The 17444-nt window shown below is 53.1% G+C and carries 15 protein-coding genes and 5 tRNA genes; 18 read left to right on the forward strand and 2 right to left on the reverse strand.

Annotated features, from left to right (window positions below):
- The first annotated feature begins 18 nt into the window (after window positions 1-18).
- The 18 genes from ABFX35_RS02480 (at window position 19) to ABFX35_RS02565 (ending at window position 13878) form a co-directional block, all read left to right on the forward strand.
- Window positions 19-1365 (forward strand): LLM class flavin-dependent oxidoreductase, encoded by a 1347-nt coding sequence (locus tag ABFX35_RS02480; RefSeq protein ID WP_346078976.1) that lies wholly within the window; start codon window positions 19-21, stop codon window positions 1363-1365.
- A 45-nt stretch (window positions 1366-1410) separates the two neighbouring features.
- Entirely contained in the window at window positions 1411-3180 is a 1770-nt protein-coding gene (locus tag ABFX35_RS02485) for an ABC transporter permease subunit (protein WP_346078979.1), read from the forward strand.
- 1076 nt (window positions 3181-4256) lie between these two features.
- Complete coding sequence (cydA, locus tag ABFX35_RS02490) at window positions 4257-5825, forward strand: cytochrome ubiquinol oxidase subunit I (RefSeq protein ID WP_279026418.1); 1569 nt, start codon at window positions 4257-4259, stop codon at window positions 5823-5825.
- Window positions 5826-5839: 14 nt separating this feature from the next.
- Entirely contained in the window at window positions 5840-6979 is a 1140-nt protein-coding gene (cydB, locus tag ABFX35_RS02495; RefSeq protein WP_279026420.1) for a cytochrome d ubiquinol oxidase subunit II, read from the forward strand.
- 17 nt (window positions 6980-6996) lie between these two features.
- On the forward strand, window positions 6997-7110 hold the full coding sequence (gene cydX / locus ABFX35_RS02500; RefSeq protein WP_021805265.1) for a cytochrome bd-I oxidase subunit CydX: 114 nt from the start codon (window positions 6997-6999) through the stop codon (window positions 7108-7110).
- Window positions 7110-7403, forward strand: a complete 294-nt coding sequence (ybgE, locus tag ABFX35_RS02505) for a cyd operon protein YbgE (protein WP_279026428.1) — start codon at window positions 7110-7112, stop codon at window positions 7401-7403. Before cydX ends, ybgE begins: the two co-directional genes overlap by 1 nt.
- 130 nt (window positions 7404-7533) lie before the next feature.
- The gene (gene ybgC, locus ABFX35_RS02510; protein WP_279026430.1) at window positions 7534-7938 is read left to right on the forward strand and encodes a tol-pal system-associated acyl-CoA thioesterase; all 405 of its coding nucleotides are present in this window, start codon (window positions 7534-7536) and stop codon (window positions 7936-7938) included.
- 5 nt (window positions 7939-7943) lie between these two features.
- Window positions 7944-8618 carry a Tol-Pal system protein TolQ gene (gene tolQ / locus ABFX35_RS02515; protein ID WP_346078983.1) on the forward strand — a complete coding sequence of 225 codons (675 nt, stop codon included), beginning with the start codon at window positions 7944-7946 and terminating at the stop codon, window positions 8616-8618.
- Between the two features lie 13 nt (window positions 8619-8631).
- Window positions 8632-9054, forward strand: coding sequence for a colicin uptake protein TolR (gene tolR / locus ABFX35_RS02520; RefSeq protein WP_095845421.1), 423 nt, complete (start codon window positions 8632-8634; stop codon window positions 9052-9054).
- Between the two features lie 78 nt (window positions 9055-9132).
- Window positions 9133-10365 carry a cell envelope integrity protein TolA gene (gene tolA / locus ABFX35_RS02525; RefSeq protein ID WP_279026436.1) on the forward strand — a complete coding sequence of 411 codons (1233 nt, stop codon included), beginning with the start codon at window positions 9133-9135 and terminating at the stop codon, window positions 10363-10365.
- 151 nt (window positions 10366-10516) lie between these two features.
- A complete protein-coding gene (tolB, locus tag ABFX35_RS02530; protein WP_279026438.1) occupies window positions 10517-11809 on the forward strand; it encodes a Tol-Pal system beta propeller repeat protein TolB in 1293 nt (430 codons plus the stop codon).
- Between the two features lie 44 nt (window positions 11810-11853).
- Window positions 11854-12369: a peptidoglycan-associated lipoprotein Pal gene (pal, locus tag ABFX35_RS02535; protein WP_095845419.1), complete on the forward strand. Its 516-nt coding sequence runs from the start codon at window positions 11854-11856 to the stop codon at window positions 12367-12369.
- A 9-nt stretch (window positions 12370-12378) separates the two neighbouring features.
- The gene (gene cpoB / locus ABFX35_RS02540) at window positions 12379-13155 is read left to right on the forward strand and encodes a cell division protein CpoB (protein ID WP_095845418.1); all 777 of its coding nucleotides are present in this window, start codon (window positions 12379-12381) and stop codon (window positions 13153-13155) included.
- Between the two features lie 177 nt (window positions 13156-13332).
- Window positions 13333-13408: transfer RNA gene (locus tag ABFX35_RS02545), tRNA-Lys, on the forward strand.
- Window positions 13409-13440: 32 nt separating this feature from the next.
- A tRNA-Val gene (locus tag ABFX35_RS02550) sits at window positions 13441-13516 on the forward strand.
- Between the two features lie 7 nt (window positions 13517-13523).
- Window positions 13524-13599, forward strand: a tRNA-Lys gene (locus tag ABFX35_RS02555).
- A 64-nt stretch (window positions 13600-13663) separates the two neighbouring features.
- Window positions 13664-13739 (forward strand) — tRNA-Lys (locus ABFX35_RS02560).
- A gap of 63 nt (window positions 13740-13802) precedes the next feature.
- Window positions 13803-13878: transfer RNA gene (locus tag ABFX35_RS02565), tRNA-Lys, on the forward strand.
- Window positions 13879-14461: 583 nt separating this feature from the next.
- Here the strand turns inward: ABFX35_RS02565 and ABFX35_RS02570 are convergent.
- Window positions 14462-14794, reverse strand: a complete 333-nt coding sequence (locus ABFX35_RS02570) for a hypothetical protein (protein WP_279029396.1) — start codon at window positions 14792-14794, stop codon at window positions 14462-14464.
- 1 nt (window position 14795) lies between these two features.
- Window positions 14796-17426, reverse strand: coding sequence for a family 78 glycoside hydrolase catalytic domain (locus tag ABFX35_RS02575; RefSeq protein ID WP_346078987.1), 2631 nt, complete (start codon window positions 17424-17426; stop codon window positions 14796-14798).
- Between the last annotated feature and the right edge of the window lie 18 nt (window positions 17427-17444).

Here is a 17444-nt window from a genome sequence, read left to right on the forward strand (position 1 = left end):
ACTTCAGGAGCAAGATATATGCGCAACAGACAAATTCATCTGGGCTTGCTGGCACAACCTTACGGCGATCATTTGGCCGCCTGGTTAAATTCCAGTGCGCCTGCCGGCGGCGCCACCAATATTCATTACCTGCAGCAGTTAGCGCTTACGGCGGAAAAAGGGCTGTTCGATCTGTTTTTTATTGCTGATACGCCGGCCACCTGCACTGAAAACCTGCATATACATAGCCGCTACCCAAACTACATGAACCGGCTTGAACCCATTACGGAATTAACCGCCATCGCCGGTATGACGCGGCATATTGGCCTGGGGGCCACCGCATCCACCAGTTTCTACGAACCCTATAATATTGCCCGCCTGTTTGCCTCTCTCGATCATCTGTCAAAGGGGCGTGCGGCATGGAATATCGTGACCTCCGCGAATGACTACGCGGCACGAAATTTTGGGCTGGATAAATTACCCCCGCACGATGCGCGTTATGCCCGGGCTCGCGAGTTTTACTCGATAGTGGCAAGCCTTTGGGATACCTGGGAAGACGACGCCTTTATCTATGATAAGGCCGAATGCCTGTACTTCGATCCAAAAAAATATCATATCACTGATTTCAAAGGCGAATATTTTAAGGTTTATGGCGGGCTCAATATCCAGCGCACGCCCCAGGGGCGGCCGGTGGTTATCCAGGCGGGTTCTTCCGAAGCGGGTAAAGCGCTGGCGGCGGAAACCGCAGAGGTGGTCTTCGCCTCCGATCCTACCCTTGAAGCCGCTCAACGTTTTTATGCCGACCTGAAGGGGCGTATGGCGCAGTTTGGCCGCCATACCGATGAGCTGAAGATCCTGGCCGGCCTTTCCGTGGTGGTGGGCGATAGCGAAGCGGAAGCTCAGGATAAATTTCAGCAACTGCAGGATATGATCCACCCGGACGTGGGGAAAATGCGATTGAGTGCCGATCTGGAAGCCGATTTAAGCAGCCTGCCATTGGATGAACCGATACCCGTCGAGATGATCCCGAAAAAAGCCAATTTTCATCAGGCGTATTTCAACCAGCTTGCAGAGATGATCCGCGAGCAGCGCTTAACGCTCCGGCAGCTCTATTCCAGTTACGAACGAGGCAAAGTCTCGCTGTGCGGCACGCCGGCGATGATTGCCGATCATATGATGACGTGGATGGAAAGCGATGCGGCGGATGGTTTTATGTTGAGCTTCCATACCTTGCCGGATGATTTGCAGGATTTTGTCAGCAAAGTCGTGCCGGTTCTGCAAGCACGCGGCGTTTATCGCCAGCAGTACCAAGGCAGCACTCTGCGCGAACACCTTAACCTGTCGCGCCCCGCTAATCGCCATGTTGCCGCCGGCGATAAGCGCTAACGGGTAGCACATCACGCCGAGAGATGACTTTGAAGGATGTTCGTTATGACGACGTTGACAGAAGTGACCCGTAAATCGCGTTGGGCATGGAAACTCTGGCGCCCGGGCCCGCTTTGGCTGGCCCTGCCCGGCATTGTGTTTCTTCTCCTGTTCCTGATAATACCGTCGCTTAAAATTTTTATGCTCAGCGTGGTCAACAATCAAGGGCAGTTCTCCTTAGCCGGGTTTGAGCGCTTTTTTACGCATGGCGTTTACCAGCGGGTTCTGATGAACACGTTTGATATTGCGTTTTGGACAACCGTATTCAGCCTGTTGTTGGGGTATCCATTGGCCTACTGGTTGTCTAACCTTCCCGAGCGCGCCCAGAAGATACTGTCACTGTTGATATTACTGGCATTCTGGAGTAGCACGCTGGTCAAGAACTTTACCTGGCTGATCCTTCTGGCGCGCAATGGGGTGGTTGCCCATCTTTTAAGCGCTCTCGGTTTTAGCGGCGATAGTCTGTTGTTTAATCGGGGGGTCGTGATCTTCGCGATGGTTCATACCTTGCTCCCGCTCGGGGTGGTTACGTTGCTTCCGGTGATGAACCAGATTGATCGCAATCTGCAAAAGGCGGCGGCGACGTTGGGGGCCGATCGCGCCCATACTTTCTGGCGCGTTTATTTCACGCTCTCCATGCGCGGCGTCGCCGCCGCCGGGCTGTTGATCTTTATCAGCAGCCTTGGCTTTTTTATTACCCCAACCTTTCTCGGCAGCCCGCGGGAGATGATGCTGGGGCAAATGATTATTTTGCAGATCAACCAATTACAGAACTGGCAATTGGGCTGTGCGCTGGCTGTTATTCTGGTATTGGCGGCCATCATCAACTGCATCATCTACGATCTGATTTTTGGCCTTTCATCACTTGCCGGTGGGAGCAACAGAAATGTTTCATTCCATCACCGTATCTTGCGGCGCCTGGGGTTAGGGCTGATTTCAGTGCTGGCATGCTGCTCCGCGGTGCTCGATAAGCTATATCAGCGGGGGCCGGGGCGCTGGCTTAAAATGAGTTTGCTGAGCGCGTTCTGTTGGGTACTGATTGCGCTTCTGGTATTGCCGGTACTGGCGGTGATCCCCATCTCATTCACCGACAGCAATTTTCTCTCGTTTCCCCCTCACGGCTTCAGCCTGAAATGGTACCAGGTTTATTTCGATTCGCCGCTGTGGATGGGAGCAACCCTGCGTTCTTTTATGATTGGGCTGGCGGTTGCGCTGGTGAGCACGGTGATTGCCGGTATGGCCGCATTCAGTATCAGCCGTTCGGACAGCCGGGCATCCGGGCTGGTTTTTCTGCTGTTCATTCTGCCGATGATTATCCCGGCTATCGTCATCGCCATTGTGCTTTTCTATTTGTGCGCGCAGATCGGCTTGGTTGCGACTGACCTGGGGATCGCGATTGGTCACATCGTCATTGCTTTGCCGATGGTATTTGTGATCCTGCTGACGACGTTCAGAGGGCATGACTGGCGGTTGGATCAGGCCGCCGCAACCCTGGGGGCCAATAAACGCCAGGTGTTGTGGCGGGTGACGCTACCTTCGATTAAGGCAGGGCTGGCCGCTGCGTTGGTTATTGGTTTTTTGAACTCTTTCGAGGAGTTGACCATTGCGCTGTTTATCGGTGGCGGGCTGAAAACCACGCTGCCGAAACAGATGTGGGACGATATTTTGCTGCAGATTACGCCCACGCTGGCGGCGGCTTCCACGGTGGTCTTGCTGGTGGTCGGGCTGTTTTTTGTCCTTCTGCAGTGGGCCCGGCCTGGCGTCAGGCCGGCTTGAGTATGCACCGCCGCCGTAAAACCCGCCGTTGAAAAACGATGGCGCATGCCTGTCGTTGGCAGGCATGCGTTTCTGAACGAAACCCGTTTAGGTGGTTTTTTTATGATTATTGCCTGCGAGGCAAATCGCCGGCACAAGCGGCGTTTTTATCCTGCGAGCCGCCGTAATGTATTCCAGTAACGCAGTTAATTAAAATGATGCCAAATGTTATTTTTTTATTTCTTTTTGCGTTTATTAATCGTGATTGCATCTCAACGCTGGTTTATTAATAGCTAAATTACCACGCGGCATTTGCCATGCCGCTCTCTCTCGGTTGCCTCCGTTCATTACCTGCCGGCCAGCGTCTCGCCATGTTGCAAGCGGTTGGGGGATTGTGCCGCTCAAAAACGGCATCGGCGCCGAGCCGTGTCTGGTGTACAGGGGTGTCGTCGTGCGGTTGGGCGCCGGGTATGGCGTGAAGGGAAAAGCATTGTCTCGGCGGCAGAAAAAACGGCTATGATTAATGTAGAAAATCAATTTTGTGATTTAAATCACTGTGTTCGATATATGGAAATAAATGGTTAATATATTTCGTGTTATAAGTTGGTAAAAATAAAAACACCCACCTTTTATGCTACATTAAATTAACATAATGAACATGATGGAAAAACAATTAACTCATTGATTAACATGTCATAAGAAAATTATGCGAAATAGTGTGATGAATCTGGAAATAAAAGCCAGATAGGCTTAAATTGTTCCAGATCAAATTAAGCCTGAGCGTCTCTTTTGGCTGTCTTTTGACCTATAGCCAAAAGTCTAACCCACGTCACGTAAAAACCTATTTATTGTGTGGGATTGGGCGAGTATCATCCATTCTGTATTCAGGCATGGGCGATCTTGTTGTATTTGTTACCCGCTGTCGGTTTTCAGTGTTGTGCTTTGTGTCTGTTGTGATGCGCGGGCCTGAGCATGTAGTTGAAAGCGGAGAGGCTGGATCAATTTGTTGTGTTTTTAGGGCATTCACTGCGGGGCGTTAGCGGCACTATGCCGGTAACCGCAAGTCGGAGTCTTCCTGCGAGGAGCAAGGAGTCAAGATGTTTGATATTGTCGAGCTGTCGCGCTTACAGTTTGCGTTAACGGCGATGTACCATTTCTTATTTGTTCCACTAACGCTCGGTATGGCGTTTCTGCTGGCAATTATGGAAACGGTATATGTGCTGTCAGGCAAACAAATCTATAAAGATATGACCAAATTCTGGGGCAAGTTGTTTGCAATCAACTTTGCTCTGGGTGTGGCCACCGGTTTGACCATGGAGTTCCAGTTCGGGACCAACTGGTCTTACTTCTCCCACTACGTCGGTGACATCTTCGGGGCCCCGTTGGCGATCGAAGGTCTGATGGCGTTCTTCCTTGAATCGACGCTGGTCGGCCTGTTCTTCTTCGGCTGGGATCGTTTGAGCAAGGTGCAGCACATGGCGGTAACCTGGTTTGTGGCCCTCGGCTCCAACCTTTCCGCTCTGTGGATCCTGGTTGCTAACGGCTGGATGCAGAACCCTATCGCCTCTGACTTCAACTTCGAAACCATGCGTATGGAGATGGTGAGCTTCTCCGAACTGGTTTTGAACCCGGTTGCGCAGGTGAAGTTTGTGCATACCGTCGCTGCCGGTTACACCACCGGTGCGATGTTCGTGCTGGGCATCAGCGCCTACTATCTGCTGAAAGGCCGTGATGTGGCGTTCGCCAAACGCTCCTTCGCCATCGCCGCCAGCTTCGGTATGGCTGCCGTACTGTCCGTTATCGTGCTGGGTGATGAGTCCGGTTATGAAATGGGCGACGTGCAGAAAACCAAACTGGCAGCGATCGAAGCCGAATGGGAAACCCAACCGGCGCCGGCGGCCTTTACCCTGTTCGGTATCCCGAACCAGGATAAACAGGAAAACGCATACGCGATCCAAATCCCTTATGCGCTGGGCCTGATCGCGACCCGCTCCACCGATACCCAGGTCACCGGCCTGAAAGATTTGATGGCGCAGCATGAATTGCGTATCCGTAACGGTATGACCGCTTACCACCTGCTGGAAGAATTGCGCGCCGGCAATACCGATCCGAACGTGCGTGCCGAATTCAACAAGACCAAGCAGGACCTGGGTTATGGCATGTTGCTCAAACGCTATACGCCGAACGTGACCGATGCCACGGAAGCGCAGATCGCTCAGGCAACCAAAGACTCGATCCCACGCGTGGCGCCGCTGTACTTTGCTTTCCGTATCATGGTGGCCTGCGGCGTGCTGATGCTGATCATTATCGGCCTGTCTTTCCTGAGCGTCGTGCGTGGCCGTATCGGCCAGAAAAAATGGCTGCTGCGCGCGGCTCTGTTCGGTATTCCGTTACCGTGGATTGCAGTGGAAGCGGGCTGGTTCGTGGCTGAATATGGCCGCCAGCCTTGGGCGATTGGTGAGGTGTTGCCGACGGCCGTTGCCAACTCGTCGCTGACGGCGGGCGATATCCTGTTCTCCATGGGGCTGATTTGCGGTTTGTATACGCTGTTCCTGGTGGCTGAGCTGTATCTGATGTTTAAATTCGCGCGCCTGGGCCCTAGCAGCCTGAAAACCGGCCGTTATCATTTTGAACAACCGACTGCCGCCTTGCAGGAAGCACGTTAAACAGGAGTCCACGTATGTTTGACTATGAAGTACTACGATTTATCTGGTGGATACTGGTTGGCGTGCTGCTGATCGGTTTCGCTATCACCGACGGTTTTGATATGGGCGTTGGCATTTTAGTGCGCCTGATCGGGAAAACCGATACCGAACGCCGTGTGATGATCAACGCTATCGCCCCGCACTGGGACGGTAACCAGGTTTGGTTGATCACCGCCGGTGGCGCGCTGTTTGCTGCCTGGCCAATGGTCTACGCCGCGGCATTCTCCGGCTTTTACGTGGCGATGATCCTGGTGCTGGCTTCGTTGTTCTTCCGCCCGGTCGGTTTTGACTACCGTTCCAAGCTGGAAAACAGCCGCTGGCGCAACATGTGGGACTGGGGCATCTTCATCGGCTCATTCGTGCCGGCCTTGGTATTCGGCGTGGCCTTCGGCAACCTGCTGCAGGGCGTGCCGTTCCACGTGGATGAGTATCTGCGACTGTTCTATACCGGTAACTTCTTCCAACTGCTGAATCCGTTTGGCCTGTTGGCCGGTATCGTCAGCCTGACCATGCTGATTACCCAGGGGGCGACCTATCTGCAGATGCGCACCACCGGTGAGATTCACCTGCGCTCCCGTGCCGCGGCACAGTTGGCGACGCTGATCATGGCGGTCTGCTTCCTGCTGGCCGGCGTCTGGCTGGTGAAAGGCATTGATGGCTATGTAATCACTTCTGCGCTGAACACGATGGCGGAGTCTAACCCGCTGCGTAAAGAAGTGGCCCATCAGGCTGGCGCTTGGCTGATCAACTACAACAAATATCCGCTGTTGTGGGCATTGCCGGCGCTGGGTGTGGTGCTGCCGCTGTTTACCATCCTGTTCTCCCGGTTGGAGAAGGGCGCGCTGGCGTTTGTGACGTCGTCATTGACCATCGCCTGTGTGATCCTGACCGCGGGCATCACCATGTTCCCGTTCGTGATGCCTTCCAGCACCAACCCGAACGTTAGCCTGACCATGTGGGACGCCACTTCCAGCCTGCTGACCCTGCAGGTGATGACCGTTGTGGCCGCGATCTTCGTGCCTATCGTTCTGGCGTACACCAGCTGGGCGTACTACAAAATGTTCGGGCGCCTGGATAAGAACTATATCGAAAGCAACAAGCACTCGTTGTACTAAGGAAAAGGAGCTAAACCATGTGGTATTTTGCCTGGATTCTCGGAACGCTTCTTGCCTGCGCCTTCGGCATCATCACGGCGCTGGCGCTTGAGCACAGCGAAGATTCAAAAGCGCAGCAAGACGGCAAGTAATGGGTTCGTTAGCCGATAAGCTGTATGCGATCACCGATAAGGGCCCGGTTCGGGCCCTCTCATTGGTGCTGGCGTTGGTGGTTGCGGGGTGTGTGTTCTGGGATCCTTCTCGGTTTGCCGCACACACCAGCGCGTTTGAAGTGTGGCAGGGTATTTTGCTGATTTGGGCCGTTTGCGCCGGGGTGGTTCATGGCTTTGGTTTCCGCCCGCAACGCGCATTCTGGCGTGCATTTTTCGCGCCACTTCCGGCAATTGTGATCCTCATCGCGGGATTACTTTACGTAACTTTATAATCTGTTCGAAATACCTGAGTTATGGGCCATTTTGGCCCATAATTATTTGCATTCCCCCTCTGGTACCCCATTCCAAACCCGATCTCTCTTGCGTATAGTAGCAGCGTTAATTGCATTGCTGGGAAGTAGAGTGAGTAATATGTTGTTCCGATGGCCGGTGCGTGTCTACTTTGAAGATACCGATGCCGGTGGCGTGGTTTATCACGCTCGCTATGTCGCCTTTTTTGAAAGAGCGCGCACTGAAATGTTGCGTCAGCATAACTTTCATCAGCAGCAACTGCTCAGTGAACACGTCGCTTTTATGGTCCGGCGTATGACGGTGGAGTACCTGCATCCTGCACGCCTTGATGAGCTGCTGGAAGTGCAGAGTGAAATCACCCAGATACGCGGGGCTTCTCTCACGTTTGCTCAACGCATTGTCAATTCTGACGGTACTCTCTTGAGTCAGGCCGATGTGTTGATTGCATGCATTGATCCACACCAAATGAAGCCGGTAGCGCTTCCTAAGTCGATTGTCGCGGAGTTTAAGCAGTGACTGAGATGAATATCCTAGATTTATTCTTGAAGGCGAGCCTGTTGGTTAAGCTTATCATGCTGGTTTTGATAGGTTTTTCCGTAGTCTCCTGGGCGATTATCATCCAGCGTACCCGTATTCTGAATGCGGCGACGCGCGACGCCGAAGCCTTTGAAGACAAGTTCTGGTCCGGTATTGAGCTTTCACGCTTGTATCAGGAAAGCCAAGCGCGCCGTGACAGCCTGACCGGCTCTGAACAGATTTTTTACGCCGGCTTTAAAGAGTTTGCCCGCCTGCACCGTGCCAATAACCATGCGCCGGATGCGGTGATTGAGGGCGCTTCACGCGCGATGCGTATTTCGCTCAATCGTGAACTGGAAAGCCTGGAAAACCACATCCCCTTCCTGGGCACGGTCGGCTCCATCAGCCCGTATATCGGCCTGTTTGGTACCGTATGGGGGATTATGCATGCTTTTATCGCCTTGGGCGCGGTGAAGCAGGCAACGCTGCAGATGGTGGCTCCCGGTATCGCCGAAGCGCTGATCGCTACTGCGATCGGTCTGTTCGCTGCGATCCCGGCGGTCATGGCGTATAACCGCCTCAACCTGCGGGTTAACAAGCTTGAGCAGAATTACGACAACTTTATGGAAGAGTTTACCGCCATTCTGTACCGTCAGGCCTTCTCCAGCAGCAGCAAATAAGTAGGAGGATAGCATGGCGCGTAGACGTGGCCGTCGTGAGCTGAAGTCTGAAATCAACATTGTTCCGCTGTTGGATGTGTTGCTGGTGTTGCTGCTGATCTTTATGGCAACCGCACCCATCATCACCCAGAGTGTGGAGGTCGATCTGCCGGATGCCACTGATTCCAAAACGGTATCCAGCGATGATAATCCGCCGGTTATCCTGGAGGTTTCAGGCGTTGGTCAATACACCATGGTGGTTGACCATAACCGTATGGAGCTATTACCGCCTGAGCAGGTGGCAGCGGAGGCCAAATCACGCCTGGCAGCGAACCCGAAGACGGTCTTCTTGATCGGCGGGGCGAAGGAAGTGCCTTATGATGAGATCATCAAGGCATTGAATATCCTGCACCAGGCGGGCGTGGCTTCGGTTGGGTTGATGACTCAACCTATCTAGCTGCCTGGCAAGTGGCACCCGGTTCCTGCGTAACTGATGCGGGAACCCCGTTTAGGCACCAGTTTTTGGGACTCTATTTTGGTAAAACCAACTGAGCAAAACGATAAGCTGAACCGCGCCGTTATTGTTTCGGTGGTTCTGCACTTCGTATTGATTGCCCTGTTGATCTGGGGCTCGCTGCATGAAAATGCCGAAATGAGCGCTGGCGGCGGCGGCGGTGACGGCACCGCTATCGGCGCCGTGATGGTTGATCCGGGGGCGGTGGTCGAGCAGTACAATCGCCAGCAGCAGCAGAACAATGATGCGCAGCGTGCGGAGAAACAGCGCCAGAAGAAGGCGGAACAGCAGGCTGAAGAGCTGCAGCAGAAGCAGGCGGCAGAGCAGCAGCGCCTGAAAGCGCTGGAGCAAGAGCGCCTGGCGGCGCAGGAAAAGGCCGCCCAGGAAAAAGCGGCCCAGGCAGAGCAGCAGAAGCAGGCGGCGGAGCAACAACAGCAGGCTGCCGAGCAGCAGAAAGCGGCGGAAGCCGCCGCGGCGAAGGCCAAACAACAGCAAAAGGCGGCGGAAGAAGCCGCAGCTAAAGCAAAAGCCGAAGCGGATAAAATCGCCCAGGCGCAGGCCGAGGCACAGAAAAAGGCCGAGGCTGAAGCGAAGAAAGAAGCTGCGGCCGCTGCAGCGGCCAAGAAGCAGGCGGAAGAGGCGAAGAAAGCCGCTGCCGCAGCCGCAGAGCAAAAGGCCGCAGAAGCCGCTGAGAAAAAAGCGGCCGCTGATGCAGAGAAGAAAGCCGCCGCAGAAGCCGAGAAGAAGGCTGCCGCCGAGGCCGCGAAAAAAGCCGCCGCCGCTGAGAAGGCTGCGGCAGCCAAGAAAGCCGCAGCAGATGCCAAGAAGAAAGCCGCGGCAGAGGCGGCGAAGCAGTCTTCAGACGTCGACGAACTGTTTGGTGGTTTGGCTGATGGCAAGAATGCACCGAAGGGTGGCGGCGCCACTCAGAAAGGCGACGGTAAACCGGCCGGCCAGGGCAATGCTAAAACGGCGGGCGCCAGTGGGGCGGATATCAGCGGCTACAAGAGCCAGATACAGGCAGCGATCCAGAGCAAGTTTTACGACTCGGGATCTTTTGTCGGCAAGACTTGTGATCTCCGCATTCGTTTGCAGCCGGATGGTTTCCTGACCAGCGTGACTGCGGCTGGAGGTGATCCGGCACTCTGCCAGGCAGCAATATCGGCAGCAAAATTGGCACGAATTCCGAAACCGCCAAGTGATGCTGTCTATCAGCAGTTTAAGAGTTCTATACTGGAGTTCAAGCCAGAGTAGCGGCGTAAATAGCAGACAACAGTGCTGGAACGGCCAAGGGAACAACCGTCTGCCCCCTGTGTTGGCAGGGATTATGTAGTGTTGTGTGTGTTGGTTTGTTAAAATTCTGCTAATTTATCGCAGGCAATCCTGTCTGGATAAGGGAGATGAGATGAAGCAGGCATTTCGAGTAGCGCTAGGTTTTTTAATACTGTGGGCCTCCGTGCTGCACGCGGAAATTCGCATTGAAATCACCCAAGGGGTCGACTCCGCTCGCCCGATTGGCGTGGTGCCGTTTAAATGGGCGGGCCCAGGTACGCCGCCGGAAGATATCGGCAAAATTGTGGGTGCCGATCTGCGCAACAGCGGCAAATTCAACCCGATTGACGCCGCACGCATGCCGCAGCAACCGTCTACGGCGTCTGAAGTGACCCCTGCAGCCTGGACGGCATTGGGGATTGACGCTGTGGTTGTCGGGCAGATCCAGCCTGGTGCCGACGGCAGCTATCTGGTGTCTTACCAACTGGTCGACACTTCTGGCGCGCCGGGCACGGTATTGGCGCAAAATCAGTATAAGGTAACCAAGCAATGGTTGCGTTATGCTGCGCATACCGCCAGCGATGAAGTGTTTGAGAAACTGACGGGCATTAAGGGCGCATTCCGCACCCGCATCGCCTTTGTGGTTCAAACCAACGGCGGCAAGTTCCCGTATGAACTGCGCGTAGCGGATTACGACGGCTTCAACCAGTTTGCGGTGCACCGTTCGCCGGAACCGCTGATGTCGCCGGCCTGGTCGCCAGACGGCAGCAAGCTGGCCTATGTGACCTTTGAAAGCGGCCGTTCAGCGTTGGTTGTCCAGACGCTGTCCAGCGGTGCGATTCGTCAGGTTGCCTCGTTCCCGCGCCACAATGGTGCGCCGGCGTTCTCGCCGGACGGTAGCCGCCTGGCCTTTGCGCTGTCTAAATCCGGTAGCCTGAATCTGTACGTAATGAACCTGGGTTCCGGGCAGATTACTCAGGTGACCGATGGCCGCAGCAACAATACGGAGCCAACCTGGTTCCCGGATAGCCAGTCGCTGGCGTACACTTCCGATCAGGGTGGGCGTCCGCAGATTTATAAAATCAGTGCAAATGGCGGTGCTCCGCAGCGCCTGACCTGGGAAGGTTCTCAGAATCAGGACTCTGAAGTCAGCGCCGATGGTAAATTCCTGGTGATGGTGAGCTCCAACAATGGGGTTCAGCATATCGCCAAACAGGATCTGGGTTCGGGCGCCGTTCAAGTTTTAACGGATACCTTCCTGGACGAAACGCCAAGTATCGCACCTAACGGCACCATGGTGATCTATAGCTCCACGCAAGGTATGGGCTCTGTGCTGCAATTGGTTTCGACCGACGGGCGTTTCAAAGCGCGTCTTCCGGCAACTGATGGACAGGTAAAATTTCCTGCCTGGTCGCCGTATCTGTGATGCATGTGTAAATATGTATGGCAAACTCTAAAAGGAACAAAGAAATGCAACTGAACAAAGTGCTGAAAGGGCTTCTGCTGGCACTGCCAGTTCTGGCTGTAGCAGCTTGTAGTTCTAACAAAAGCGCTAACAATGACCAATCAGGCATGGGCGCTGGCGCCGGCACTGGTATGGAAAGCGGTAGCAGCAACCTGTCTTCCGAAGAACAAGCTCGTCTGCAGATGCAAGAACTGCAGAAGAACAACATTGTTTACTTCGGCCTGGACAAGTATGACATCACTTCTGAGTTCTCTCAGATGCTGGATGCGCACGCGGCTTTCCTGCGTAACAACCCATCCTACAAAGTGACCGTTGAAGGCCACGCGGATGAGCGCGGTACGCCGGAATACAACATCGCCCTGGGCGAACGCCGTGCTAACGCCGTGAAAATGTACCTGCAAGGTAAAGGCGTTTCTGCTGATCAGATCTCTATCGTTTCTTACGGTAAAGAAAAACCAGCAGTACTGGGCCACGACGAAGCGGCTTATGCTAAAAACCGTCGTGCCGTTCTGGTTTACTAAGAGAATCGCATGAACAGTAACTTCAGACGTCATTTTTTGGGTCTGTCGTTACTGGTTGGCGTAGCGGCTCCATGGGCCGCTACTGCCCAAGCGCCAATCAGTAATGTCGGCTCCGGCTCGGTTGAAGACCGCGTCACCTCACTTGAGCGTATCACCAATGCTCAAGGCCAGCTTTTAAACCAACTTCAGCAGCAAGCCTCCGATAACCAGCGTGATATCGACACCCTGCGCGGGCAGATTCAAGAAAGCCAGTACCAATTGAATCAGGTTGTTGAACGCCAGAAGCAGATCTACCAGCAAATTGACAGCCTTAGCCAAGGGGGCGCACAGGCTCCTGCCGCTTCGGCAGGCGCAGGTGCCGCTGCGGCTAATGCGGATTCCGCGAGTTCGGGCGCACAGGCCCCGGCCAGCACGGGCGATGCGAACAGCGATTACAACGCCGCTGTGTCGCTGGCGCTGGAAAAAAAACAGTATGACCAGGCGATCACGGCCTTTCAGTCCTTCGTAAAACAGTATCCGCAGTCTACCTACCAGCCCAACGCCAACTATTGGCTGGGGCAGTTGTTTTACAACAAGGGTAAAAAAGACGATGCGGCCTACTATTTTGCTGTGGTGGTGAAGAACTACGCCAAATCACCGAAAGCGCCGGATGCCATGTATAAAGTTGGGATTATCATGCAGGAAAAAGGGCAGGCCGATAAGGCCAGGGCCGTTTTCCAACAGGTGGTAAAACAGTACCCAACCAGCGATGCGGCCAAACAGGCAAAAAAACGCATCGCCAGTTAAATCAGTAAAAATGAGCCCGGATATTGGCCTTTTTGGCCGATTTCTGGGCTCATTCGCGTGAAGAACAAGCAGTTGAACCGGTGTTAATGAAATTTAGGTTGCGCTGCCAAGATAAATTAGTAATATATGCCGCCGTTGCCAAGACATCTTGCAAGATGTTAAAGCAGCAGGGAAATTGGGTCGTTAGCTCAGTTGGTAGAGCAGTTGACTTTTAATCAATTGGTCGCAGGTTCGAATCCTGCACGACCCACCAATTTCCTGGTAATAGCAGTAACCATATTTAGTGGGTGATTAGCTCAGTTGGTAGAGCATCTCCTTTACACGGAGGGGGTCGGCGGTTCGAGCCCGTCATCACCCACCACTGTTATGGGTCGTTAGCTCAGTTGGTAGAGCAGTTGACTTTTAATCAATTGGTCGCAGGTTCGAATCCTGCACGACCCACCATTTAGTGTTTTGATAATACAGCCCTCCGTTCTGTATTCATCGTTCGGCAGTAAACCACATCAGTGGGTCGTTAGCTCAGTTGGTAGAGCAGTTGACTTTTAATCAATTGGTCGCAGGTTCGAATCCTGCACGACCCACCATCTGGTTTTTGATAATACAGTCCTCCATTCTGTATTCACCGTTCAGCAGTAAACCATATCAATGGGTCGTTAGCTCAGTTGGTAGAGCAGTTGACTTTTAATCAATTGGTCGCAGGTTCGAATCCTGCACGACCCACCAATGTAAAAAAGCGCCCTAAAGGCGCTTTTTTGCTATGCACCGAACTTAATGATTCGAACCTCGTGAGGCGACGGCCCGAAGGGCGAGCAAAGCGAGTTATCCTGCACGGCCTGCCAACAAGCCTTCCTGGGGGCCCTATAGGCCCGGAGAAGTAAGAAAACCACATCCCTATCAACAGTGATAAGGCTATCCATTTCCCGATGACGCACCTGCTGCTGTAATGGCAGATCTAACGCTCGTACGCCATGGCGGGACAGGGCTATAGAAAAATGGCTCTGGACGCTCTCAATGGCGCATATGACGATGAAACGGGCTCTTTGTTACCATACCGGCGTTGGCCGTATATTCCTGACCACTTCGCCTATAGCGGTGTACCGGCGGCGGTAAGTATCTAGGAAGTTGGTATCCCCGGTTTCTTCTCTGCTGATGGGCCAGCCAGTGCTTCCTCCTGAAACCGTTCATGCGCGGTGCCTGCCGGATTTTTATAGCTAAAGCCGGTACGGTGAAGCCACTGATCTCTGGCTGATACGCTGTTAATCGTATCATGGCTATCTAAAGCCTGACGAAAAGCCAAAGAATCCCATCATTTAGATAACTTTTCCCAGAAATGGAAATATTGTTGAGACTGAAGATTCTCCTCCCATTGCTGGCCATAGGCTTGTTTAGCAATGGGCGCTAACTTATAAAAAACATCGGTAATAAAACGCTGAATATTGCGTGTGGATAAATCTATCTGCCGTTCTGGTAGGCCGCTGGCTGGATTTCCATTGAGATCCCAAGATTCGGCATGAACAGTGCCGTCGATACTCATATACTCCCCGAGTAAACATACCGCATGAGTATTATCAATGCTGATGATTTTTGCCACGGTGCCTGAATGGGTCACACATTCGACGGGATGTAGTGGAATTAACATATTATCTTTCCTCCTTGAGGAGAATCACAGAGCGCTTTCCATTATCATCCCCCTCTAATTTCCACAGATAATGATAATCACCATGCGTGTTTAGCGGGACGGTTATGTCATCAAGTATCAGTTTTCCGCTACAGCCAAAAGGGATATGAAGCTGGATCGAGATCGCCTCCTCATCACGTAGCCAGTAAATGGATACTTCGCCAAACGGAGAGAGATAACGCGCCTTTGCCCAATCCACCCCCGCAAAACAGTGCGGCTGGAATAGGATCTGTTTATATCCTGGCGTTGCAGGTACTATTCCAGCCAGATACTGATACAGCCAATTTCCCACGGCGCCGAGAGCATAATGATTGAATGAGGTCATTTGGCCGCTATTGACCTTGCCATTTGGCAATAAACTATCCCATCGCTCCCATATTGTTGTGGCCCCCTGCATGACGGGATAAAGCCAGGATGGACAGGTTTCTTCTGTAAGCTGGCGGAAAGCTGTCTGGGAATAGCCAGTGAGACACAACGCTTTTGAAATCAGTGGCGTGCCGACAAATCCGGTGGCGATATGGTAGCCTGATTGCTTCACCAGGGTGTATAAACGCTGGCCCGCCATCTCACGTTGGCTATCTGTTAGATATAAACCAAAGCATATAATTAACGCATAGGCGGTCTGGCTTTCCCGTTCAACCCTCCCTGAATGGCTGACGTAACGCTGGACGAAAGCCGCGCGGATATCCTCAAACAAACGCCGGAAGGCCCGGTTGTCTTCGGCCTTATTCAGCACGCTGGCCATTTTTGATAAATGGTAAACTGACCAGGCAAAATAGGCCGTCGCTACCAGCCCCTTATCCGTCATCGCCGCAGAAGGATCTTCAGGCGGAGCCGCTGGATCCAGCCAATCGCCAAACTGAAAGCCCCGATCCCAAATTAACGATTCTCCGGCGCGCGTCCGCTCAAGATTTACCCATGCCTTCGCACTTTGGTATTGATCGGCGAGTATCTTTTCGTCAGCGGTGCTCCAGTACAGATCCCAAGGGGTCAGCACTGCCGCATCCCCCCATGCTGCCGTGGCATGCTGACTGTTCCACGTCCACGGCTCATAATCAGGTATAGCCGGAATATACCAGGGAACCATCCCCGAAGCGTGTTGGTCGCAGGCCAGATCTTTTAGCCAACCACGCATCATTCCCGAACAATCATAAAGAAATTGTGCTGTTGGCATAAAAATTTGGATATCTCCAGTCCAGCCCAGCCGTTCATCTCGTTGGGGGCAGTCCGTCGGAATATCCAGGAAGTTACCACGCATTGACCAGATAATATTGTCACTAAGTTTATTCAATCTGCCATCTGAACATGAAAACCAGCCTGTTCTCCGTAGATCGGAATGGTAAACACAGGCGGTAACGTTAATGGTCTTGATAATAGCTTCAGGGGCTTCTATTTCCAGATAGCGGAATCCATGAAAAGTGAAACGAGGCTCCCAGTCAATACTGGCTTGGTTGGCAAAGATATAGGCATCAGCCGCGGTGGCGGTACGCAATGTCCGCGTATAAAGGGCATTATCTTGAATAACTTCAGCATGGCGTAGTTTGATGATTTCACCATATTGACCATTGGCCCGTAAACGAACGCGACCAACCAGGTTTTGCCCAAAATCAAAAATCCATTTCCCCTTACCAACGGCCCAACTATCGACGGGTTGCAGTTGTTCCGTACAGACCACGAGTGGGCCATCGGGGGCTTTGAGGGTTTGGTAATCTTGCCTGCCAGTGGATACGGGGTACCATTGGCTGTCGTCAAATTCGGCCTCTGTCCAGCCTTTAGGTTCAAGCCGCGCGTCGTAAATTTCGCCTTCATAGAGTCCGCTGAATAATACTGGCCCGGGAATGGAACGCCATTGGGCGTCAGACGCTATTGTCGTTTTTGTACCGTCCTGGAACTCAATCTCCAGTTGTGCGATTAATGCAATATCTTGTCCCCATGCATCGCGTAATCCTCCCCGGCATCCTATACGCCCCCGGTACCAGCCATCGCCCATCAGTGCCGAGATAACGTTTTCACCACGAACCAGCAATGATGTCACGTCCAGCGTGATGTAACGAAGCCGATGATGGTAGCTACTCCAGCCTGGAAGAAGGGCAAAATTGTCGGTACGTTTACTATTGATCGTGGTTTCAAAAAGGCCATGGGCACTAACGTAAAGCCTGCCTTTAACGGCAGCTTTATCGAGAAAAAACCGATGACGAATAATGGGGGGATGTCTGTCACTTCCCGGTATTTCCTGCCAACCCGGCCCGACAGGAAGTGCCTTCCAGTCTGCAGGGGAAAGTCCTCGTTCAACATAGCTATCAGGGCTCCATGCAGAAGAGAGCCCGCCAGTATCTTTGATTCGGACTGCTACGGTTGCTCCTTCACGGGGCGCCAGTGGTTTAGCCGGCCATGGAACAAGAACAGGATCTCTCCATAAAAAGGGGCCATAAATTACGGTTTCGCCATCGCGTGTTATCATGATTTCATAACTGCTTGGGCATAACTCATGTTCGCAATGAACCTGCCAAGATATACGCGGGCAAGGTTCATCGATGCCCAATAACTGGGTATGGTGCTCGAAAACGGGGGCGGTAAGTTGAACTGATAACATAATCACTTCCTGAATGAT

It is taken from the genome of Gibbsiella dentisursi (assembly GCF_039539505.1).
Classification (GTDB): Bacteria; Pseudomonadota; Gammaproteobacteria; order Enterobacterales; family Enterobacteriaceae; genus Gibbsiella; species Gibbsiella quercinecans.

What these genes read in the sequence shown, in the direction of transcription:
- ABFX35_RS02480 (WP_346078976.1), top strand. Translation starts at nt 19, where the DNA reads ATGCGCAACAGACAAATTCATCTGGGCTTGCTGGCACAACCTTACGGC.
- ABFX35_RS02485 (WP_346078979.1), top strand. Translation starts at nt 1,411, where the DNA reads ATGACGACGTTGACAGAAGTGACCCGTAAATCGCGTTGGGCATGGAAA.
- cydA (WP_279026418.1), top strand. Translation starts at nt 4,257, where the DNA reads ATGTTTGATATTGTCGAGCTGTCGCGCTTACAGTTTGCGTTAACGGCG.
- cydB (WP_279026420.1), top strand. Translation starts at nt 5,840, where the DNA reads ATGTTTGACTATGAAGTACTACGATTTATCTGGTGGATACTGGTTGGC.
- cydX (WP_021805265.1), top strand. Translation starts at nt 6,997, where the DNA reads ATGTGGTATTTTGCCTGGATTCTCGGAACGCTTCTTGCCTGCGCCTTC.
- ybgE (WP_279026428.1), top strand. Translation starts at nt 7,110, where the DNA reads ATGGGTTCGTTAGCCGATAAGCTGTATGCGATCACCGATAAGGGCCCG.
- tolQ (WP_346078983.1), top strand. Translation starts at nt 7,944, where the DNA reads ATGAATATCCTAGATTTATTCTTGAAGGCGAGCCTGTTGGTTAAGCTT.
- tolR (WP_095845421.1), top strand. Translation starts at nt 8,632, where the DNA reads ATGGCGCGTAGACGTGGCCGTCGTGAGCTGAAGTCTGAAATCAACATT.
- tolB (WP_279026438.1), top strand. Translation starts at nt 10,517, where the DNA reads ATGAAGCAGGCATTTCGAGTAGCGCTAGGTTTTTTAATACTGTGGGCC.
- pal (WP_095845419.1), top strand. Translation starts at nt 11,854, where the DNA reads ATGCAACTGAACAAAGTGCTGAAAGGGCTTCTGCTGGCACTGCCAGTT.
- cpoB (WP_095845418.1), top strand. Translation starts at nt 12,379, where the DNA reads ATGAACAGTAACTTCAGACGTCATTTTTTGGGTCTGTCGTTACTGGTT.
- ABFX35_RS02570 (WP_279029396.1), bottom strand. Translation starts at nt 14,794, where the DNA reads ATGTTAATTCCACTACATCCCGTCGAATGTGTGACCCATTCAGGCACC.
- ABFX35_RS02575 (WP_346078987.1), bottom strand. Translation starts at nt 17,426, where the DNA reads ATGTTATCAGTTCAACTTACCGCCCCCGTTTTCGAGCACCATACCCAG.